Source organism: Alkaliphilus peptidifermentans DSM 18978, assembly GCF_900101495.1.
Classification (GTDB): Bacteria; Bacillota; Clostridia; order Peptostreptococcales; family Natronincolaceae; genus Alkaliphilus_C; species Alkaliphilus_C peptidifermentans.
In genome coordinates, this window is record NZ_FMUS01000017.1 from 1 (window position 1) to 18,586 (window position 18,586).

18 protein-coding genes and 1 riboswitch are annotated in these 18,586 nt (G+C 33.0%); of the genes, 13 read left to right on the forward strand and 5 right to left on the reverse strand.

The features are described from left to right. A partial coding sequence (locus BLP68_RS12420; protein ID WP_176758958.1) for a transposase occupies positions 1 to 229 on the forward strand: 229 nt, incomplete at its 5' end. Between the two features lie 236 nt (positions 230 to 465). On the opposite strand, the gene BLP68_RS12425 is transcribed toward BLP68_RS12420, so the two are convergent. Next, positions 466 to 693 carry a hypothetical protein gene (locus BLP68_RS12425; RefSeq protein ID WP_091544063.1) on the reverse strand — a complete coding sequence of 76 codons (228 nt, stop codon included), beginning with the start codon at positions 691 to 693 and terminating at the stop codon, positions 466 to 468. 275 nt (positions 694 to 968) lie between these two features. Between BLP68_RS12425 and cwlD the strand changes: the two genes are divergently transcribed. Next, complete coding sequence (gene cwlD / locus BLP68_RS12430) at positions 969 to 1,682, forward strand: N-acetylmuramoyl-L-alanine amidase CwlD (RefSeq protein WP_091544066.1); 714 nt, start codon at positions 969 to 971, stop codon at positions 1,680 to 1,682. Positions 1,683 to 1,856: 174 nt separating this feature from the next. On the opposite strand, the gene BLP68_RS12435 is transcribed toward cwlD, so the two are convergent. Beyond that, entirely contained in the window at positions 1,857 to 2,228 is a 372-nt protein-coding gene (locus BLP68_RS12435) for a phage holin family protein (protein ID WP_091544068.1), read from the reverse strand. A gap of 102 nt (positions 2,229 to 2,330) precedes the next feature. On the opposite strand from BLP68_RS12435, the gene BLP68_RS12440 reads away from it, so the two are divergent. The 6 genes from BLP68_RS12440 (at position 2,331) to BLP68_RS12465 (ending at position 7,947) form a co-directional block, all read left to right on the forward strand. Continuing rightward, the gene (locus tag BLP68_RS12440) at positions 2,331 to 3,161 is read left to right on the forward strand and encodes a divergent polysaccharide deacetylase family protein (RefSeq protein WP_091544071.1); all 831 of its coding nucleotides are present in this window, start codon (positions 2,331 to 2,333) and stop codon (positions 3,159 to 3,161) included. Between the two features lie 78 nt (positions 3,162 to 3,239). Next, on the forward strand, positions 3,240 to 4,076 hold the full coding sequence (locus tag BLP68_RS12445) for an Mrp/NBP35 family ATP-binding protein (protein WP_242876978.1): 837 nt from the start codon (positions 3,240 to 3,242) through the stop codon (positions 4,074 to 4,076). 303 nt (positions 4,077 to 4,379) lie between these two features. After that, a complete protein-coding gene (gene hcp / locus BLP68_RS12450; protein WP_242876979.1) occupies positions 4,380 to 6,032 on the forward strand; it encodes a hydroxylamine reductase in 1,653 nt (550 codons plus the stop codon). A 174-nt stretch (positions 6,033 to 6,206) separates the two neighbouring features. Then, positions 6,207 to 6,437: a hypothetical protein gene (locus BLP68_RS12455; protein ID WP_242876980.1), complete on the forward strand. Its 231-nt coding sequence runs from the start codon at positions 6,207 to 6,209 to the stop codon at positions 6,435 to 6,437. A 15-nt stretch (positions 6,438 to 6,452) separates the two neighbouring features. Further along, entirely contained in the window at positions 6,453 to 6,815 is a 363-nt protein-coding gene (locus BLP68_RS12460; protein ID WP_091544077.1) for a spore coat protein, read from the forward strand. 28 nt (positions 6,816 to 6,843) lie between these two features. After that, positions 6,844 to 7,947 carry an NAD(P)/FAD-dependent oxidoreductase gene (locus BLP68_RS12465; protein WP_091544080.1) on the forward strand — a complete coding sequence of 368 codons (1,104 nt, stop codon included), beginning with the start codon at positions 6,844 to 6,846 and terminating at the stop codon, positions 7,945 to 7,947. A gap of 66 nt (positions 7,948 to 8,013) precedes the next feature. Here BLP68_RS12465 and BLP68_RS12470 read toward each other — a convergent pair whose 3' ends face one another. Continuing rightward, the gene (locus BLP68_RS12470; RefSeq protein ID WP_091544083.1) at positions 8,014 to 8,880 is read right to left on the reverse strand and encodes an ABC transporter substrate-binding protein; all 867 of its coding nucleotides are present in this window, start codon (positions 8,878 to 8,880) and stop codon (positions 8,014 to 8,016) included. A gap of 116 nt (positions 8,881 to 8,996) precedes the next feature. Then, a riboswitch (molybdenum cofactor riboswitch) is annotated at positions 8,997 to 9,117 on the reverse strand. 197 nt (positions 9,118 to 9,314) lie between these two features. Here BLP68_RS12470 and BLP68_RS12475 point away from each other — a divergent pair. Together BLP68_RS12475 and BLP68_RS12480 are read left to right on the forward strand one after the other, a co-directional pair. Then, entirely contained in the window at positions 9,315 to 11,318 is a 2,004-nt protein-coding gene (locus tag BLP68_RS12475; RefSeq protein ID WP_091544086.1) for a sensor histidine kinase, read from the forward strand. A 90-nt stretch (positions 11,319 to 11,408) separates the two neighbouring features. Further along, positions 11,409 to 11,570 carry a DUF1540 domain-containing protein gene (locus BLP68_RS12480; protein ID WP_091544088.1) on the forward strand — a complete coding sequence of 54 codons (162 nt, stop codon included), beginning with the start codon at positions 11,409 to 11,411 and terminating at the stop codon, positions 11,568 to 11,570. 286 nt (positions 11,571 to 11,856) lie between these two features. Here the strand turns inward: BLP68_RS12480 and BLP68_RS12485 are convergent, their stop codons facing one another. Then, positions 11,857 to 13,518 (reverse strand): ATP-binding protein, encoded by a 1,662-nt coding sequence (locus tag BLP68_RS12485; protein ID WP_091544091.1) that lies wholly within the window; start codon positions 13,516 to 13,518, stop codon positions 11,857 to 11,859. Positions 13,519 to 13,754: 236 nt separating this feature from the next. Between BLP68_RS12485 and BLP68_RS12490 the strand changes: the two genes are divergently transcribed. Together BLP68_RS12490 and BLP68_RS12495 are read left to right on the forward strand one after the other, a co-directional pair. After that, positions 13,755 to 14,930, forward strand: coding sequence for a TraB/GumN family protein (locus BLP68_RS12490; RefSeq protein WP_091544093.1), 1,176 nt, complete (start codon positions 13,755 to 13,757; stop codon positions 14,928 to 14,930). A gap of 282 nt (positions 14,931 to 15,212) precedes the next feature. After that, on the forward strand, positions 15,213 to 17,348 hold the full coding sequence (locus BLP68_RS12495; protein WP_091544096.1) for a catalase: 2,136 nt from the start codon (positions 15,213 to 15,215) through the stop codon (positions 17,346 to 17,348). A 92-nt stretch (positions 17,349 to 17,440) separates the two neighbouring features. Here the strand turns inward: BLP68_RS12495 and BLP68_RS12500 are convergent, their stop codons facing one another. Next, the gene (locus BLP68_RS12500; RefSeq protein ID WP_091544099.1) at positions 17,441 to 17,632 is read right to left on the reverse strand and encodes a DUF4177 domain-containing protein; all 192 of its coding nucleotides are present in this window, start codon (positions 17,630 to 17,632) and stop codon (positions 17,441 to 17,443) included. A gap of 256 nt (positions 17,633 to 17,888) precedes the next feature. Between BLP68_RS12500 and BLP68_RS12505 the strand changes: the two genes are divergently transcribed. After that, positions 17,889 to 18,572, forward strand: a complete 684-nt coding sequence (locus BLP68_RS12505) for a GntR family transcriptional regulator (protein WP_176759017.1) — start codon at positions 17,889 to 17,891, stop codon at positions 18,570 to 18,572. Positions 18,573 to 18,586 lie beyond the last annotated feature (14 nt).

The following is an 18,586-nucleotide window of genomic DNA, read 5'->3' on the forward strand; positions in this document are numbered from 1 at the left end:
AGACTTAGCCGATAAGGCTAGAAGATTTATGAAAACTGAAAAAGGTAAGCGTTACTATAAACGCAGAAAAGAAACCGTGGAAAGAATCTTTGCTGACGCAAAGGAATTGCACGGCCTTAGGTATGCCCACTATCGTGGACTCCATTTAGTTCAGATGCAGTGTTTAATGACTGCTACTGCACAAAATATCAAAAAAATAGCCACTAAGCTATCAAAAGTCCAGGAATAATCTTGGGTTTTTGATAGTTTAGTAGCAGAAACAATTAAAAATTTCATTTAAATCAATTTACAAAGAATTTAACCACCAGATTAGATAAAATCTGGTGGTTTGTAATCAACCTCAGGAAAAAGACTGTCGAAAGACAGTCTTTTTCCTTTATATTTTGAATATGAAGTTATAAAACCCTTCAATAAATTAACTTTTCCCGGGAAATATGTAAATTAAAGAACTATTTTGTTTGAGATTTAATTAATAAAATGCCGTGAAAAGGAATCTATGCCCTCTGATAAAGTCTGCATCTTAGATGTAAGTGACTCTAACTCTGTAATTAAACGAGGATCCTTCACTCTACCATTATTATCATCAACCACCAATAATTGAATTGCTGCAATTGCCTCCTGAGTTTTCACGTTACTATCCCTTAACATATCAAGCTGATTCTTAATCACTTCATAATCTTTTTTGTTGTTCATATAAAAACCTCCTTCTAGAATGCTATATCTATTTTTCCCCAATAGAATAAATCAATACTAAATAAAATCCATAAAAAAAAGTATATATTGAAGAATAGGAAAGATTGGTTACCACTAAGGCATATAAATAGATATATGGTAGTACTAACTGAAAATTGAGAATGGAAGATGAATTAATGAAAAGAGAAAAATTTACAATAATCATCAAGCAGGGATGGTGAATCTGTCCAAATTAGAAATGTAATTTTAGTTATCCAAAAAGGAGGAAGATAGAGTTGACATTCATTATTATTAGAAAGCGTTGGATTTACATATCTATAGTAGCTATAGCTGCAATCCTATTGATAATTTTAACCAGTGGTCTATGGAACAGATCAATTACCACATCGAGCGTGCCAAGTACAACAAAAACCATAATTATTGATGCAGGCCATGGTGGTATAGACCCAGGAGCAATAGGTAAAAGTGGAGCTATAGAGAAAGACATTAATTTAACTATTGCCAAATATTTAAGAGAATACCTAGAACAGAGCGGAACCACTGTTATTATGACAAGAGAAACAGATACTGGATTATACACGTCATCTGGCAGTATAAGAAATAAAAAGAATGAAGACCTACGAAATAGAAAAAATCTTGTTAAGAACAGTAAAGGAGATTTATTTATATCAATTCACTTAAACAGTTTTCCCCAGGCACAGTATTATGGTGCTCAGACTTTTTATTCTTCTGATAATCCACAAGGTAAGATATTAGCTAAAAAAATTCAAGATGAATTCATAAATACCTTAGATAAAAATAATACAAGAATAGCTTTACCTAAGGATAATATGTACTTAATAAAGGGACTGGATATACCAGCAGTACTAGTAGAGTGTGGTTTTCTCTCTAATGCTGCAGAAGAGAAAAAGCTAAAAAATTCAAATTATCAAAAGAAGATAGCATGGTCTATTTATGTAGGAATTCAACAATATTATGCAGAGCAATGAAAAAAATGTGGATAAATAATGTTGATAATGTGGATAAGTTTGATATTAGTAAATCATTACTGAGATTACTACAATATAAAAAATAATATAACAAAGAAACTGTGCATATAATATCCGGTGGTTGTGGATAAATTAAATACCACCCCTTTAAATAAGAGGTGGTATTGAAAAACTTTACATAGTTTTTCCTGGTATTACAATATCTATTAATCCTATAACTATAGCACCTAAAATTGCACCTATAGCTGTTACACGCATTGCAGGTACAAAGAATTGTGTAACATATATCACTACTGCTGCTACTATGAAACCAGTGATACCTCTTCCAAAGGGTGTTGCATCAAATTTTGCAATTCTAAAGATAATGTAGTCAATTATAGTAATAACCAAAGCTGCTATCAGAACGCTCCATAACCCACCAATGGCAAAACCCGGGGTTAAAAAGGCTGCTATTGCAATAACAATGGCTGATACTATAAATCTGATAATAACACCAACCCAGCTTTGCGAATCCTGAGTTCTAGTATCCCTTCTCTCATTAGACATAATCATTCTCCTTTCATATGTTTATCAGTATTAGCATTAGAATAATATATGATTTTTATACTTTTTTATAAAATTGTTATTAGAAAGAAGGTGTTTTTTAAGATGAAAAAAATGTACCTACTATCCATATCAAAAAAAGTGTTATTGTATATTTTGCTATGCTTTTTTTTGATAGCTATTTTGATAATAGTTAGTAAGTTAAAAGAAGCATATTTCGATAATAGCAGAAGTAGTTCTTTAAATACTGGTGAAATCAAAGGAAGAGTAGTTATAATAATAGATGACTTTGGGAACAATGGAGCAGGTACAAAGGAGATGTTACAGATCAACAGACCATTAACCTGCGCAGTCATACCTTTCTTAGAATATACTAAAAGTGATGCTAGAGAAATTGTTCTACATGGACATGAAGTAATTATTCATATGCCTATGGAGCCCCATAAGGGGAATCCTAAATGGCTGGGAGATAAAGGAATAACAGTAGATCTAGATATAGACACCATTCAAAATATAATCAAAGATGCTATAGAGGATGTACCCTTTGCTGTGGGAATGAACAATCATATGGGTTCAAAGGTAACGGAAAATAGAGTAATTATGGAAACTATTATCATGATGTTGAAGGAAAACAATATGTATATTGTAGATAGCAAAACAAGTGAGAATTCTATTGTGAAGGAAGTAGCTATTGAAAATAATGTTCCCTATTTAGAAAGATTAGTTTTTTTAGATAATGACAAAAGCTTGCTATCAATTAAAAAACAATTAAAATTACTGGGAGAATTAGCCATTAAGCATGAAACTGCAGTAGCAATTGGTCACGTGGGTCCAGAAGGTGGAGTAGTTACTGCACAAGCAATCAAAGAGATGATTCCTGAGCTTGAAGCAATGGGAATAGAAATAGTACCAGCATCTATGATATTAAAAAATTGATAAATCTTACATTTTGTTTAAATCCATAGTATAAGGAAATAATTGTAATAAAATCCTATGCGATTGGAGGAAAAGCCTGTGGAAAAATGTCAAGGTTGTGAGTATTTTAAAGATGGTGAATGTGGATCATCAAGCTGTACTTTTATAGAAAAGGGTAATGAGGCCAATAAAATTAAATATGTAATTGGAATCATGAGTGGTAAAGGCGGAGTAGGAAAATCTTCAGTTACAGCTATGATGGCTAATGTACTTAAAAATAATAATTATAAAGTAGGGATACTTGATGGCGATATAACAGGTCCAAGTATAGCAAAAATGTTTGGAGTAAGGGGGCCTGCAAGGAATGTCGAGGGTGGCATACAGCCTGTAATAACTGAAAATGGTATATCCATAATGTCTATGAATCTGTTACTGCCTAATGAAACAGATCCAGTAATATGGAGGGGGCCAATAGTTAGTGGCGTTATTAAGCAATTTTGGAATGACGTAATTTGGGGAGAGTTAGATTACCTTCTAGTGGATTTTCCTCCCGGAACAGGAGATGTTGCATTAACAGCAATGCAATCATTACCCCTAAATGGCGTTGTCATGGTTGCTTCTCCTCAAAATCTTGTTCATATGATAGTGAAAAAAGGTATAAAAATGGCGGAAGGTATGAAAATACCGATTATTGGGTTAATAGAAAACATGAGCTACGTTCAGCCACCTGGCCTTGATAAACCTTACTATTTATTTGGTGAGGGTAAAACAGAAGAAGTCGCTAATGAGCTTGGATTAAACTTCTTAGGTAGAATCCCTATTGAGAGAGAATTTGTTGACTTAATGGATTCTGGCGAAATATATAAATATAAGCATTCAGCTTTTGAAAAATTAATAGAACATTTATTAGATATTATCAAAGTAAGTATTTATTGAGTAATAGATTATAATATTTAAAAATATTAAGTAGATAGTAATATAAACCAATTGGGATTGAATCCATTAAATCGGATTTAATCCTTTTTAATTGCATAAGTCATTCGAAACTTCCTATGAAAACCATTTTTTTACATTATTACAACTCATTAAATGCTTTTGTCTTTTAAATGCAAATTTATTTAAATAATTACCATTAAGTGATAAATATCAAAAAAGAAGGTGACACACATCACAGTTGTATACAGTGCACCATGATAATATATAGATAAAGAAAAAATCAATTAAAGAAGGGATGATATAATGAATTCAGCAGAAATGTTTTGTCATCAATGTCAAGAAGCAGCAAAAAATACAGGATGTACCGTTAGAGGTGTTTGTGGAAAAACCAGTGATGTATCGAATCTTCAAGATCTTTTAATATATGCATTAAAGGGAATATCAGCATATAACCTTGAAGCTAAGAAATTAGGAATTAATACTAATAAAACAGACAGATTTATCACTGATGGTTTATTTGCAACAATCACTAATGCCAACTTTGATAAAAAAGAGTTTGTTAATAGAATAAAGACAGCTTTATACTTAAGACAGGAAATTAAAGAAGAAGTAATTAAGGCTGGTGGTAAGGTTGAAGACATTAATAATGATTCAACCCAATGGTTTGCAGATTCAGAGGAATCATTTGAAGAAAAGGCTAAGTTAATCGGATTTTTATCCATTGAAAATGAAGATGTACGTTCGTTAATTAGCTTGATTACTTTTGGATTAAAGGGATTAGCTGCTTACACAGAGCATGCATTTAATCTTGGATATGAAGATGAAGAAATCTATACATTTATTCAGCAAGCATTAGTAGATACATTAGATGCTACTAAAACAGCAGATGATCTAGTTGCACTAAACCTAAAGGCTGGAGAGGTTGGAGTTAAGGCTATGGCTTTACTTGATAAGGCCAACACATCCACATATGGACATCCAGAAATAACAAAAGTTAACATAGGTGTAGGCAATAAGCCTGCCATCTTAATCAGTGGTCATGATCTAAAGGATATGGAGGAACTATTGAAACAAACAGATGGTACAGGGGTTGATGTATATACCCACAGTGAAATGCTACCTGCAAATTACTATCCAGCCTTTAAGAAATACCATCATTTCATAGGAAACTATGGAAATGCTTGGTGGAAGCAGGATAAAGAATTTGAAAGCTTTAATGGGCCAATTCTTATGACAACAAATTGCTTAGTACCACCTAAGCCATCCTATAAGGATAGAGTATATACAACAGGAGCAGTAGGCTTTGAAGGACTAACTCACATTGAGATAAATGAAGATGGAACAAAGGATTTCTCGGTTATTATTGAGCATGCAAAAAAATGTCAACCACCTACAGAAATAGAAAAGGGAGAGATTATAGGCGGTTTTGCCCATAATACAGTACTAAGCCTTGCTGATAAAGTAGTAGATGCTGTAAAATCAGGTGCTATTAAACAGTTCTTTGTAATGGCAGGCTGTGACGGAAGAATGAAGAGTAGAGATTATTATACTGACTTTGCTCAAGCATTACCAAATGACACAGTAATCTTAACTGCTGGCTGTGCAAAGTATAAATATAATAAACTAGATCTAGGTGATATTGGCGGCATTCCAAGGGTATTGGATGCAGGACAATGTAATGACTCATATTCCTTAGCAGTAATTGCTCTAAAGCTTAAGGAAGTATTTGAATTGAATGATATTAATGAACTGCCAATTTCATATAATATTGCTTGGTATGAGCAAAAAGCTGTAATCGTTCTATTGGCGTTACTGCACTTAGGCGTTAAGAATATTCATTTAGGGCCAACACTTCCGGCCTTCCTATCACCAAATGTAGTAAATGTCTTAGTAGAAAACTTCGGTATTGGTGGAATAACCAATGTTGAAGATGATATTAAAATGTTTTTAGGATAATTGATTTAAAAAAATGAGAGCTACCCGTTACTAAATGGGTAGCTTTAACTTTTTATTGACCCTTATAGAATAAAGAGTAATCAGCAATATTTCATTTGCTCCCACCCATTATAGATATTTTAAACTTATATGGAAATAATAATTTAGAAAAAATAATAAAAAAGAGGTGTAAAGATGATAAATATAGCAACAAAAGAGTTAAATTATCTGAAGGATTTCTTGTCATGGGAGCTATTAAATACTAAAAAATGCTATCAGTACGCTCAACAAGAAACAGATCAAAAAGCGCAACAAATATTCTTGAACTCAGCAAAGGTGCATCAAGACAACTACATGAATTTATTAAACTATGTTGAGCAAATGAACAATCAACAAAACAATATTAATTTCCCAAATATGAATTAGGAGGAAAACAATATAATGAATACAGAACAAACAGTAACCTCAAAAACTGGCGTATTAAAAATTGGCAAATCAGTATCTGATAAATTGCCTCAAGTTAAAGATCCATCAATAAACATAAGGGATAGACTAAACGATGTATTATTATTAGAAAAACATAGTTTAGTAAGCTATCAAATTGGAATAAACGAAATAATTAATGATGATTTAAGACAGTTAGTCATAAAAAATAGAGATAATATTCAACAATTACATACCCAATGCTTTAATGAATTATTTAACTTAGGTGAGTACCAGGCAAATGCTGCAACAAAGTCAGAAATCGCAGACCTAGTAGAGATTTTTAAAGGCTACCAAGTACAGCTTCCTCTTCAACAATAAAAAATAGCATAAGAATTGGAGGAAAGATATGAAGATAGCAATTATGGGAGCAGGGCTATCAGGACTAGCCTGTGGTATTACATTAGAGAAAAATGGTATAGAAGATTTTACTATATTTGAAAGTAGGAATGAGGTAGATGATAGATTTGTAAATGGCGAAATTTTTCTTAGTGCATTAAATGCCCCTATTGAGGACAGTATTTCATATTTATCAGAAGAATTTGGTATCTATTTGCAACCAGTTGGTGATATTAAGAAACTAATTATTAGATCAGAAAATGAAATGACTACGATAACTGGCACTCTAGGCTTTAATGTAGTAAGGGGTAGAAGAGGTGATTCCATAAGCAAGCAAATGGAATCACAGCTACACAGTAAAATAGTATTTAATTCTAAGCATACATATGAAGATTTAAAAAAGGGATATACACATATTATATTAGCTACAGGTGATGCCTCATATAGCGAAAAAATGTGGAACTATAATAGAGACTTTACTGTATCATTAAAGGGAGGAATCGTAAAGGGGAGCTTTGATAGATACGCCACAATGGCATGGCTCAATAATAACTTTGCACCAAAGGGATATAGTTATTTAATCCCTTTATCAGAAACAGAGGCAAATATTGTTATTGCCTACCCAGATCTTGAAGAAAATACTTATTTAGACTTTGATATGCTTTGGAATAGGTTTTTTGAAGCTGTTAAAATTGATTTAAAGGAAAAAATGGAGTTGGTAGATAGCTTTGAGATTACTAAGTATATAATAGGCCACTGTAAAGAGGCTAGAATAGGTAATACTTTTTTTACTGGAAACTGCTATGGTGCAATTATGCCCTTCTTGGGTTTTGGACAGTTTTCCTCAATTATGACGGGTATTTATTCTGCACATGATTTATGTGGTAAAGGAAAATATGATAAGCTAATAAGAACCTTTGATAAAAGCTATGAAAATTCTCTAATTTTAAGGCGAGCTATGGAAAAAATGGATAATAATGATTTTGACTTTTTAGTAAAGCATTTAAACGGTCATATTGGTAACATAGTATTAGATTTTAACAATATAAATTTTTTAAATATAATCAGTAATATTTTAAAGTCGGTAGGGCTATTTAATAGTAGGGAGAGCTAACCAAATGTAATAATATTAAAAGGCAAGAGTATAAGTCAAATAACAAAACTCTTGCCTTGTATTTATCTATTTTTCAGCATTAGGAATAAATAATGATTGACCATAAATATCCTTGCCAAACTCACCAATAAGCTGTTGGCCCTTTTCTGAAAGAATCCAATTTATAAGTTCCTGTGCACCAGAATGATTAATTTTTGCACTTTTTTCAGGGTTAACGGCTATAATTCCATATTGGTTGAAAAGCCTATTATCGCCCTCGATTATAATTTCCAATTCAATTTTATCCAGCATAGATAAGAATGTTGCCCTATCAGATAATGTATAGGCAAGTTTTTCATTAGCGATTTGTATTACCTGACCCATACCTTGACCCACGGAAAAATACCAATCCCCCTGTGGTTCAATACCTATCTCCTGCCATAAGGACAGCTCCATCTTATGGGTACCTGAATCATCTCCTCTAGAAATGAAGGTAGCATTATGTTCATGTATACTATATAAACCCATAGCTATATCCGCCGAAGCAAACTCCTTAACATTTAATGGATCATTAACTGGCCCAATTAGAATATAATCATTATACATAACATTAAATCTTTCCAATCCATGACCAGCTTTTATAAATTCTTCTTCTGAGCTTTTGGCATGTACTAATAAAACATCTGCATCTCCATCCTCACCCATTTTCAGGGCTTGACCTGTACCTACAGCCACTACCTTTACCTCGATTCCAGTGTCCTCTGTGAAAGTTGGAAGCAGAAAATCTAAGAGTCCACTATTTTCGGTGCTGGTGGTGGTCGATAAAATAATACTAGAACCGCCAGTAACTCCTGTTGCTTTAACTAGACCTTCATCCCTACAGGCAATAGTTAAAGATAATATAAAAACAAGAATAAAAATAAAGTACACCTTTTGACGAAATTTTTTTTTCATGTTACATCTCCTCTTTAATAGTATATCTTCTAATAAGTGTGATTTCCTCAGCATGGCAGGGGGAATGTCCATAAAAAAAAGCCTATAAAGGCGTATTTATGTAAACATATAAACCAGTAGTTTATATATACGCTCCTTTCCACACTGGGAGGCATTATAGTTTCCTATAACACCCTATAGGTCTATACGCCGTAGAGAAAGCTCTTTAGGAGTATAGACTCGGAGTTATTCAATTAACCACATTGTAATATATTTAATATCCTTTGTCAATGTATTATCAGTAACAATGTTGCATCCTCAAAAGAGCACAAGAGGCCTCTTTAAAAATCATATTATGGAAGGATTACCTATATAGCATGTAGAATATTGGATATTGTTAAACATTAAATTATTGACTATATGGGGGATATAGTTGATAGGAGGGGGACACATTAATGCTTTATAGAGAAAAAAATGCTACAAATGATAGTGTTATTAAAATGCTATTTTTCATTATATTATCCTTATCAGTCGCTACATATATAAGTACAATTAATTATTTGCTTTTCCATACAATAGTTGAGCTATTTAGCGTAGTAGTGGCTTGCAGTATATCACTTATGGCATTTAATAATTATAATATAAGTAAAAACCATTATATTACATTTTTAGGAATAGCCTATGGATTTATAGCGGGCTTTGATTTACTTCATACCTTGGCCTTTGAAGGAATGGGAGTTTTCAAAGTAGGTGGAAATAATCTAGCAACTCAGCTTTGGACTATAGCAAGATATATGGAGAGTATTTCTTTACTTATTGCATTATTATACTTAAAGAAAAAGTTGAATACTAAACCTGTAATTATTACTTATCTTATTACTTCACTAACCTTTTTAATGGTGGTATTTTACTGGAGTATCTTTCCAGATTGCTATGTTGAGGACATTGGGTTAACAATGTTTAAAATTGTAAGCGAGTATATAATATCTATTATTATAGTAATAACTATTGTTTTATTAATGTATAATAGAAGATACTTTAAATCGCAAATTTTTTGGCTTATATGCTTTTCCTTAATAGCTACAATATTATCAGAGCTAGCTTTTACCCTTTATGTAGATGTATACGGTATTTTTAATATGACAGGCCATCTCTTAAAGCTATTATCATTTTACTTTATCTACAAAGGGATAGTAGAGGTTAATTTTAAGCTTCCCTATGAAGAAGCTCATAAAAGTCAAGAAAGCTACAAAAACCTCGTTGATATAATTCCCACTGGGATTTGCATAATAAATGAAGGGACGCTATGTTTTGCCAATTCTGGATTTCTAAAGCTTTTAGGGGTTAATGCTTTAGATCAAATATTAGATAAACCTATTTTAAATTATATAGACAGTAGTTCTCATAATTTACTTACTGAATGTATTAATCAAATCAAAGAAGAAAAGATTAATGAATCTAAGGAGATAGAATTGCGTAGACACGATGGTAAGATTCTCTTTATAGAATTTAAAGGAACAAAATATGTGGATTTTGCAGAAAATGCAATTCTAATTATAATGCAAGATATAAGTGCACAAAAAAAAGCAGAAAAATTAGAAAACAACTTAATAAAACAAAAAAATCTATTAAGACAATCAGAGGAATATGATAGGTTAAAAACAGAGTTTTTTAATAATTTATCCCATGAGCTTAGAACACCTCTAAATTTAATTTTCAGCACTATTCAATTACTGGAAATTAATTTACAGGCTTTTAAGGATGTAAAGGTCAAAAAATATATGGGGTCATTAAGGCAGAATTGCTATAGAATGTTAAGATTAATAAACAACCTATTGGATATAACAAAGCTTGATGAAGGCTACTTTAAACTTAACTTAAGAAACCATAATATCGTTGCTATAGTCGAAGATATAACATTATCTATAGCTCAACAGGCAGAAAAAAATGGGATAAATTTAGTCTTTGATACAAATGTTGAAGAAAAGACTTTGGCTATTGATCCCAATGCAATTGAAAGGATTATACTTAATCTACTATCGAATGCCTTAAAATTCACAAATAGAGGAGACGAGGTAATAGTGACATTACTAGATAAGGGTGAAACTATTACTATATCAGTTAAAGATTCAGGAATAGGGATTCCGCAAGATAAATTAAATGACATTTTTGATAGATTTAAACAAGTGGAAAAGCCCCATAAAGGAAATCATCAAGGAACAGGAATTGGCCTGGCTCTAGTTGAGTCACTAGTTAAAATGCATGAAGGTGTAATTATTGCACGCAGTAACTATGGTGAAGGTGCAGAATTTATTATTAGTTTACCAGTTAAGGAAATGAGAGAAGACAATCAATTAAGCCTTTCAAACCAAAGTGAAGATAATCTAAAGAGGCATGTCGAATCCATTAGAATCGAATTCTCTGATATATATTCCCTAGAGCATCTAGGCCAAAATTAGTTATAAATATGAAGGATAAAACTATTTCTTAAACAAATAATATACTTAAGCTAGTCTTTATTAAAAATTTAGTATTTAGGAGGAAAATTAATGAAAGCTAATAAAAACATAGGTTGCACAGTAAATGAGTGTAAATTTCATTCGAAAAACGATTCCTTCTGTAGCTTAGATCATATAAATATTGTGAAGCATGAAAATAAGGCTACAAGACAGGAAACCACCGATTGTGGAAGCTTTGAGGCGGATAAATAGAAAAGACTATTTTAAGGTATTTTAAATAATAAACTTCAAAAAGATAACAGCTATTCATTTGAATGTCTGCTATCTTTTTCTTTTATTCACTATTCCATTGGCTAATGGTCAATAAGCGTAGATAAGAAATTCAGAGACAAGTAGAGGTTATTGAAGGATTAAATAGAGGAGATATTGTTATGCTCTCACCAAACACAAAGCTGGAGGAAGGAGTTAATGTAAAGCTAAGGTAAATCCTGTTTACTACCTTCGGAAAAGATGCTAAAAATACGCAATAATTTACATACTAAATATATATATCGGAAAATTCTATATTGATCATCTCAATTTTTGCATTTTTATTGCCATTAGAATATGCTTTTTCTTCAAATGTTGTAACATCTTTTGCTTTTTCTGAGATAGTACTATTAGGTAGTGATAATATAAATTCACTACCTTCTCCTTCTCTACTATTTAAAGCTACAGTTCCATTATGCATTTCCATTATTAGCTTTACTAAAGATAAACCAATTCCACTACCTTCTTGTTTTCTTCTTGTTGACTGATTTACCTGAATAAATCTGTCAAATACCTTTTCTTGCATATCAATAGGGATGCCAATACCAGTATCCTTTACAGAGACATTAATTGTTTCAACTTCATCATAGATATTAATATATATACGCCCATTCTCAGGAGTAAACTTTATTGCATTTGAAATTAAATTCAACAATACTCTTTCGATTTTGTCGGGGTCACATGCTATTACTTTTTCCTCAACCTCAGTATCAAAAATAATATCAATAGCTTTGGCTTTTACAAAAGGAACCACCGATAATGTTATATCTTCAACTATTTGGACAATATCATAGTTTCCTAGACGAACCTCAAAGCTACCAGAATCAAATTTTGTAATGTCTATTAGGTTGCTCTGTAACCTAATTAACCGGTAACAGTTTTGTCTAATAGCCTTTGTGTATTTTAATAGAGAAGCAGTTTCTTCATTAAATGAATTTTCAACAATTTTGTAATTCATAAGCTGTTGAGCTGATAGAATTACATTAAGAGGAGTTTTAAGCTCATGAGATATATTGGCAAAGAATGTATTTCTTAAGCTTTCATATTCCTTTGCCTTCTTTAAAAGTCTTTCCTTCTCTTCATATTGAAGTCTTCTTTGTATAGCTTCTATTTCAGCAACATGCCTTAAATTAATTTCGTCGATGAGTTTTTCATTAGATTTCATCAATTCTTTCGCCCGCTGCTTCACTGCTTCTTCTAATTTTTTATGGGATATGTTTAATTCATTATTTTTTTCGGTTATAATTTTTTGATGTACAAAATTATTTGCGTGGGCTTTATATTTTATTAAAGTAACCCCAAAAGCCAAAATAGTAAGGAATAATCCATTTATTATATGCGCAGTCAGCTCTTGGGAACCAATGCTCATTTTAAAAAGGCCTAATATAAAAAGTAATAAGGTACTTGCATATAAGAATAAACCCTCAGTTGGACTCAAAATTATGACTGATGCTAGGCAAAATATACCAATGATATATGCAGAAATCTGGCCATGAATCTCCTGTGCATTTATAGCTAAAAAAACACACCACATCAAAGCAATTACAACAAACATAAAATTCCATGCCTTACTCGTTAAATAATTGCTATTAGATATCTTTATTAAATTAATTAGGCATAAATATATTGATGAAAATATTATTATGAGAAGATGGGAGTAAAACAAGTATTTATAGTTGGGAATTGTATCCCATAGAATTGAATAACGTGTAATATCAATATATAACAAAGCTATATTTACAATTATAATGATAACAGCAATAATCTTTATTCTTAAGCTATTTATTTTAACCTTTTCCTGCGAGAAAGCATCATAATATTGCGGATAACCATTGAAATAACGGAGATTTAATATTTTTGATCTCGTATCAGAATCTAATATACTAAACATAAATTATTAATCCCCCTTTATGGAACAGGCTTTACATAAATAGTTATTCTGCGTAATCTAATAGAATCCTTCTAATAATGATGTATTTAATACAGTGAAGGATAATTTGTTTTGCACTAAATTATTAGTCAGTAATTAAATTAGTTGAAGTTTTATCTATTCTAGCCCATAATAGTAATAGAAAGAATTCTTTAAATATATATACTAAAAAAGAAATTGTAAAAGGAAGGTAGCCTATGTCTGAAGAAAATATTACTAGAATAGATTTAGATGGTAAGGAAATTATCTTAATAGGAACAGCCCATGTATCAAGGCAAAGTGCTGAACAAGTAAAGGAAGTTATTGATTTAGAAAAACCCGATTCAGTTTGTGTAGAATTAGATGAGCAAAGATATCAATCTATTGTGGCAGGTAATAAATGGAGAGAAATGGATATATTTAAGGTTATTAAGGAAAAGAAAGCAACCTTCCTATTAATGAATCTAGTTATATCCTCCTTTCAAAAGCGATTAGCAAAGCAATTTGATATAAAGCCTGGACAAGAAATGATTCAAGGGATTGAATCAGCTAAAGAGGTAGGTGCTAAACTGGTTTTAGCTGATAGAAACATACAAGTAACCTTTGCAAGAATTTGGCATGGCATTGGGTTAAGAGGAAAGGCGCAGCTTCTTGTTCAAATTTTCTTTAGCATCTTTAATGATGAAAACATTTCAGAAGAGGAGCTTGAAAAGTTAAAATCTCAGGATATGCTTAATTCTATGCTTAATGACTTCACTGAGTCATTTCCTAGGTTAAAGGTTCCCTTAATAGATGAGAGGGATCAGTATCTAGCTCAAAAGATTAAGGAAGCGCCAGGAAACAAGGTTGTGGCTGTTCTTGGGGCGGCACATGTTCCTGGAATTAAAGAAGAAATTAATAAAGAAAATGATGTAATAGCCTTATCACAAATTCCAGCAAAATCAAATATACCTAAAATCATTGGCTGGCTAATTCCTATTTTAATACTTAGCATTATTAGCTATACATTTTATGTAAATCGTTCTGCTGGAATCAATCAGACAATGAGCTGGGTTCTATGGAATGGCTTCGCCTCAGCAATTGGTGCATCCATTGCATTCGGTCATCCTCTTGCCATCATTACTGCCTTTATTGTAGCCCCACTCAGCTCACTGAACCCTCTATTGGCGGCTGGATGGTTTGCCGGAATTGTTGAAGCATATTTTCGACGCCCAAGCGTAGCAGACTTTGAACAACTGTCAGAGGATGTATTTACCATTAAAGGATTCTGGCGAAACAAGGTAACCCGTATTCTACTTGTGGTAGCACTTACAAATTTAGGCAGTACCCTTGGTACATTTATTGGTGGTGCAGAAGTAGTTAGGTTATTCATTAAAACAATTTTGGGGTCATAAATATTATAACATTTTTCTATTGATTAAAAATGCAAAAGCACTTTATGGCTTAATCAGCTATTAAAGTGTTTTTTTCTTTCTCATGTTATATATCCCCAATTAAATCATAGCTTTTTTGATTTCAGCCTTCAACTCCACCAATAAATACCAGTATAGGCTATAGTAATGCAATAAATACTAATGGTGTAAAAATTAGTGATTTTTTCCACAATACAATTAGTATTGTGTAGTCTAATAGTAAATCTGAAACTGGTTCTATTATGGCATGAGAGGGAGGATATAATGGATAAAGAAAAACAGCAACAACAGTTTTCACTACATGAAAATAGCAAGAATGAGGGTCTGGAATTTTTCCGTGTAAGCCATGGCGAAAAGCTTCTTACTACAAATCAAGCAGTAGGAGTTTCCAACACAGATGATTCTCTAAAGGCAGGGGTTCGGGGACCTACCCTTATGGAGGATTTTCATTTTAGAGAAAAGCTTACCCATTTCGACCATGAACGTATCCCGGAGCGTGTGGTTCATGCCCGTGGATTTGGAGTACACGGTTACTTTCAAGCCTATGAATCAATGAATGAGTTTACTAAAGCAAAATTTCTTCAAGATCCAACAGTTAAAACCCCAGTTTTTGTGCGTTTTTCTACAGTTGTTGGTTCCCGTGGTTCGGCAGATACTGTTAGAGACGTTCGAGGGTTTGCTACTAAATTCTACACAGAAGATGGTAACTACGATTTAGTAGCTAATAACATCCCAGTATTCTTTATTCAAGATGCAATCAAATTTCCAGATGTGGTACATGCAATTAAACCAGAACCTCACAATGAGATACCACAGGCCTCAGCCGCCCATGATACATTTTGGGATTTCGTAGTTAATACTCCAGAGACTGCCCATATGATTATGTGGTTACTTTCTGATAGAGCTATTCCAAGAAGTTTTCGTATGATGGAGGGCTTTGGTGTCAACACCTTTAGATTTATTAATGACCAGGGTAAGGCACGCTTTGTTAAATTTCATTGGAAGCCTTTACTGGGTATACATTCCTTGGTTTGGGACGAGGCTCAAAAACTGGCTGGCAAAGATCCAGATTATCATAGAAGAGACCTTTGGGAGGCCATTAACATGGGAGAATATCCTGAGTATGAGCTTGGGGTACAGATGTTAGAGGAAGAAGAGGAATTTAGCTTTGACTTTGATATTTTAGATCCTACCAAGATTTGGCCTGAGGAAATTATCCCTGTGAGACGAATTGGAAAGATGACACTAAATGGTAACGTAGATAATTTCTTTGCTGAAACAGAGCAGGTTGCTTTTCATCCTGGCCATGTAGTACCAGGTATCGATTTTAGCAATGATCCTTTACTACAGGGCAGACTGTTTTCCTATCTGGATACACAGCTTATTCGACTGGGTGGTCCAAATTTTCATGAGATACCAATTAATCGACCTGTGGCACCAATACATAATAACCAAAGGGATGGCTATCATCGTATGACGATTGACCGTGGCTCCGTTAGTTATTCACCAAACACCCTTCAAGGGAATGCGCCACTACCAACCCCAGAGAATGGCTATGTTCACTATACAGAGAAGGTTGAGGGTCAAAAGATCCGTCAGCGTAGTGATAGTTTTATGGATCACTATAAACAGGCAACGCTTTTCTGGAACAGTATGTCTAATGCAGAGAAACAACATATTATTGAGGCATTTCACTTCGAAGTGGGGAGCGTAATGGATAAGGGAATAAAGCAGCGGGTAGTAGATATGTTTAATAATGTGGATGGTCAGTTGGCAATACAGATAGCTGCGGGTGTCGGTGCAACACCACCGTCAGCTCCCGGCGGAACTGGAGTTACGACTTCATCCCCCGCCCTAAGTCAAGAGAATACTGTTATGAATCCACGCACAAGAAAAGTTGCTATACTTTTAGAAAATGGATTTAATTATCAGGATATTAGTCAGGTAATGGAAGCATTAAAAGCTAATGGACTACAAGCAGAAATTGTCAGTAAAAATCTTGGTATCCTCACAGGTATAGAAGGACAACAATTAGAAGTAGGTAAAAACTATTTAACCACTGCATCAATAAAGTATGATGCGGTTTATATACCTGGAGGACAACAAAGCATAAAAACTTTAATGCTACAGGGAGATGCCCTGCACTTTATTAATGAGGCATTTAAACATGCTAAAACAATTGGAGCAACAAATGAAGGAGTAGACCTGTTGCTGAACTCTGCTATTCAAGGTGTTGCTATGGCAGGTACAGATACTCAAGACCAGTTAATTACTGAAATGGGAGTAGTAACAATTCGAAATGTTACTGACATAAATACTTTTAGTCAGGAGTTTATAAATTTAATCTCTCAGCATCGCCATTGGATTAGACAAAATAAAAAACAAATGATACCTGCCTAATTTGATATAAAGAATAAACATCTTATTATAAAAAGAACCCTATAGAGTAGACAATAAAAAAAAGTCTACCCTATAGGGTATTTTATATATGACTACTTTTTCTTTTCAAATATTAGTTCGTGAAATTCTGCTACTCCATATCCAGAAATAGGTGGTGCAAATACTTGAACCAATCGCCAACCTTCAGAAGCATGCTGCTCAATTACTTTATGATAGTCTTCTACTGGGCTTCTTCCTTTCCAGTTAGTATTTAAGTCTATTTTTATAAACATATATTCATACATATCGATCTTTCTCCTTCCATGTTTCTTATTTTATATTAATCAATTCAACGGAGTATAAAACTATAACTACCTCTACAGTAACACTTATATGAAAACATTACAATAACTATAACATAATGATACCTGTTGGTGGATAATTATATGAAGCGAATTTTCAGAACCTTTTCACAATAATATTGACGTTTATATTGAGAGCAGGATATAATAAGAATAAAATTTGGTGGTAATACCACAGATAATGTATGGAGGTGATTTGATGAAAAAAAAGTCTGCTGAGGCAACAGCGGAGGAGTGTTTAGTGAAGGAAATTCTAAATGGTAATCTAAAGGCACATTCAATGCTCAGACCAGAACGGGAATTGGCAGAAATGCTGGGTTATAGCAGGCCTGTTATACACAAAGCCATAATTCGACTAGAGGCCTGTGGATTGGTAACCATAATTCCACGGCGTGGCGTTCGGGTTAACGATTATAGAGAGTCTGGAAAGCTAGGACTATTGGAAAGCATTTATAATCTCTATCGCACTGGAATAAGTAGAGAGCTAAATATTGCCATGCTAAAATTCATACAGAATAATCTAGAGGCAATACTTATGGCTATAGTGGATGGTGACCAAGAAAAACGAGTGGAATGTTGTGCAATTCAAGAGGATTGTTCAATTGACTCACCAGAGGATGTTTTTAGATGGATGCATTCCTATGCACTATATTGTGGAAATCCCATTTATCCTATGCTTATTAACGAATTTAAAATAGGAATCATTAACGTTGGTAATGTTGTGTTAAATGGATCTCAGCGTCAGGAATTTATAAAGCTGTTGAGGGAGGTCAATGGAGATTTGAAGGTTGGGCATGGGCCCAGCTTAAAGGATAAGTTAAAGGCGCTCTTCATATTTATTGAAGTAAATTGGCTTAGTTATGATGAAAAAGAAGGGGATTAAGAAGGGATATTAAA

Coding starts and splice junctions, on each gene's coding strand:
- BLP68_RS12425 (WP_091544063.1), bottom strand. CDS start 693: ATGAACAACAAAAAAGATTATGAAGTGATTAAGAATCAGCTTGATATG.
- BLP68_RS12435 (WP_091544068.1), bottom strand. CDS start 2,228: ATGTCTAATGAGAGAAGGGATACTAGAACTCAGGATTCGCAAAGCTGG.
- BLP68_RS12440 (WP_091544071.1), top strand. CDS start 2,331: ATGAAAAAAATGTACCTACTATCCATATCAAAAAAAGTGTTATTGTAT.
- hcp (WP_242876979.1), top strand. CDS start 4,380: ATGAATTCAGCAGAAATGTTTTGTCATCAATGTCAAGAAGCAGCAAAA.
- BLP68_RS12455 (WP_242876980.1), top strand. CDS start 6,207: ATGATAAATATAGCAACAAAAGAGTTAAATTATCTGAAGGATTTCTTG.
- BLP68_RS12460 (WP_091544077.1), top strand. CDS start 6,453: ATGAATACAGAACAAACAGTAACCTCAAAAACTGGCGTATTAAAAATT.
- BLP68_RS12465 (WP_091544080.1), top strand. CDS start 6,844: ATGAAGATAGCAATTATGGGAGCAGGGCTATCAGGACTAGCCTGTGGT.
- BLP68_RS12470 (WP_091544083.1), bottom strand. CDS start 8,880: ATGAAAAAAAAATTTCGTCAAAAGGTGTACTTTATTTTTATTCTTGTT.
- BLP68_RS12475 (WP_091544086.1), top strand. CDS start 9,315: ATGCTTTATAGAGAAAAAAATGCTACAAATGATAGTGTTATTAAAATG.
- BLP68_RS12480 (WP_091544088.1), top strand. CDS start 11,409: ATGAAAGCTAATAAAAACATAGGTTGCACAGTAAATGAGTGTAAATTT.
- BLP68_RS12485 (WP_091544091.1), bottom strand. CDS start 13,518: ATGTTTAGTATATTAGATTCTGATACGAGATCAAAAATATTAAATCTC.
- BLP68_RS12490 (WP_091544093.1), top strand. CDS start 13,755: ATGTCTGAAGAAAATATTACTAGAATAGATTTAGATGGTAAGGAAATT.
- BLP68_RS12495 (WP_091544096.1), top strand. CDS start 15,213: ATGGATAAAGAAAAACAGCAACAACAGTTTTCACTACATGAAAATAGC.
- BLP68_RS12500 (WP_091544099.1), bottom strand. CDS start 17,632: ATGTATGAATATATGTTTATAAAAATAGACTTAAATACTAACTGGAAA.
- BLP68_RS12505 (WP_176759017.1), top strand. CDS start 17,889: ATGAAAAAAAAGTCTGCTGAGGCAACAGCGGAGGAGTGTTTAGTGAAG.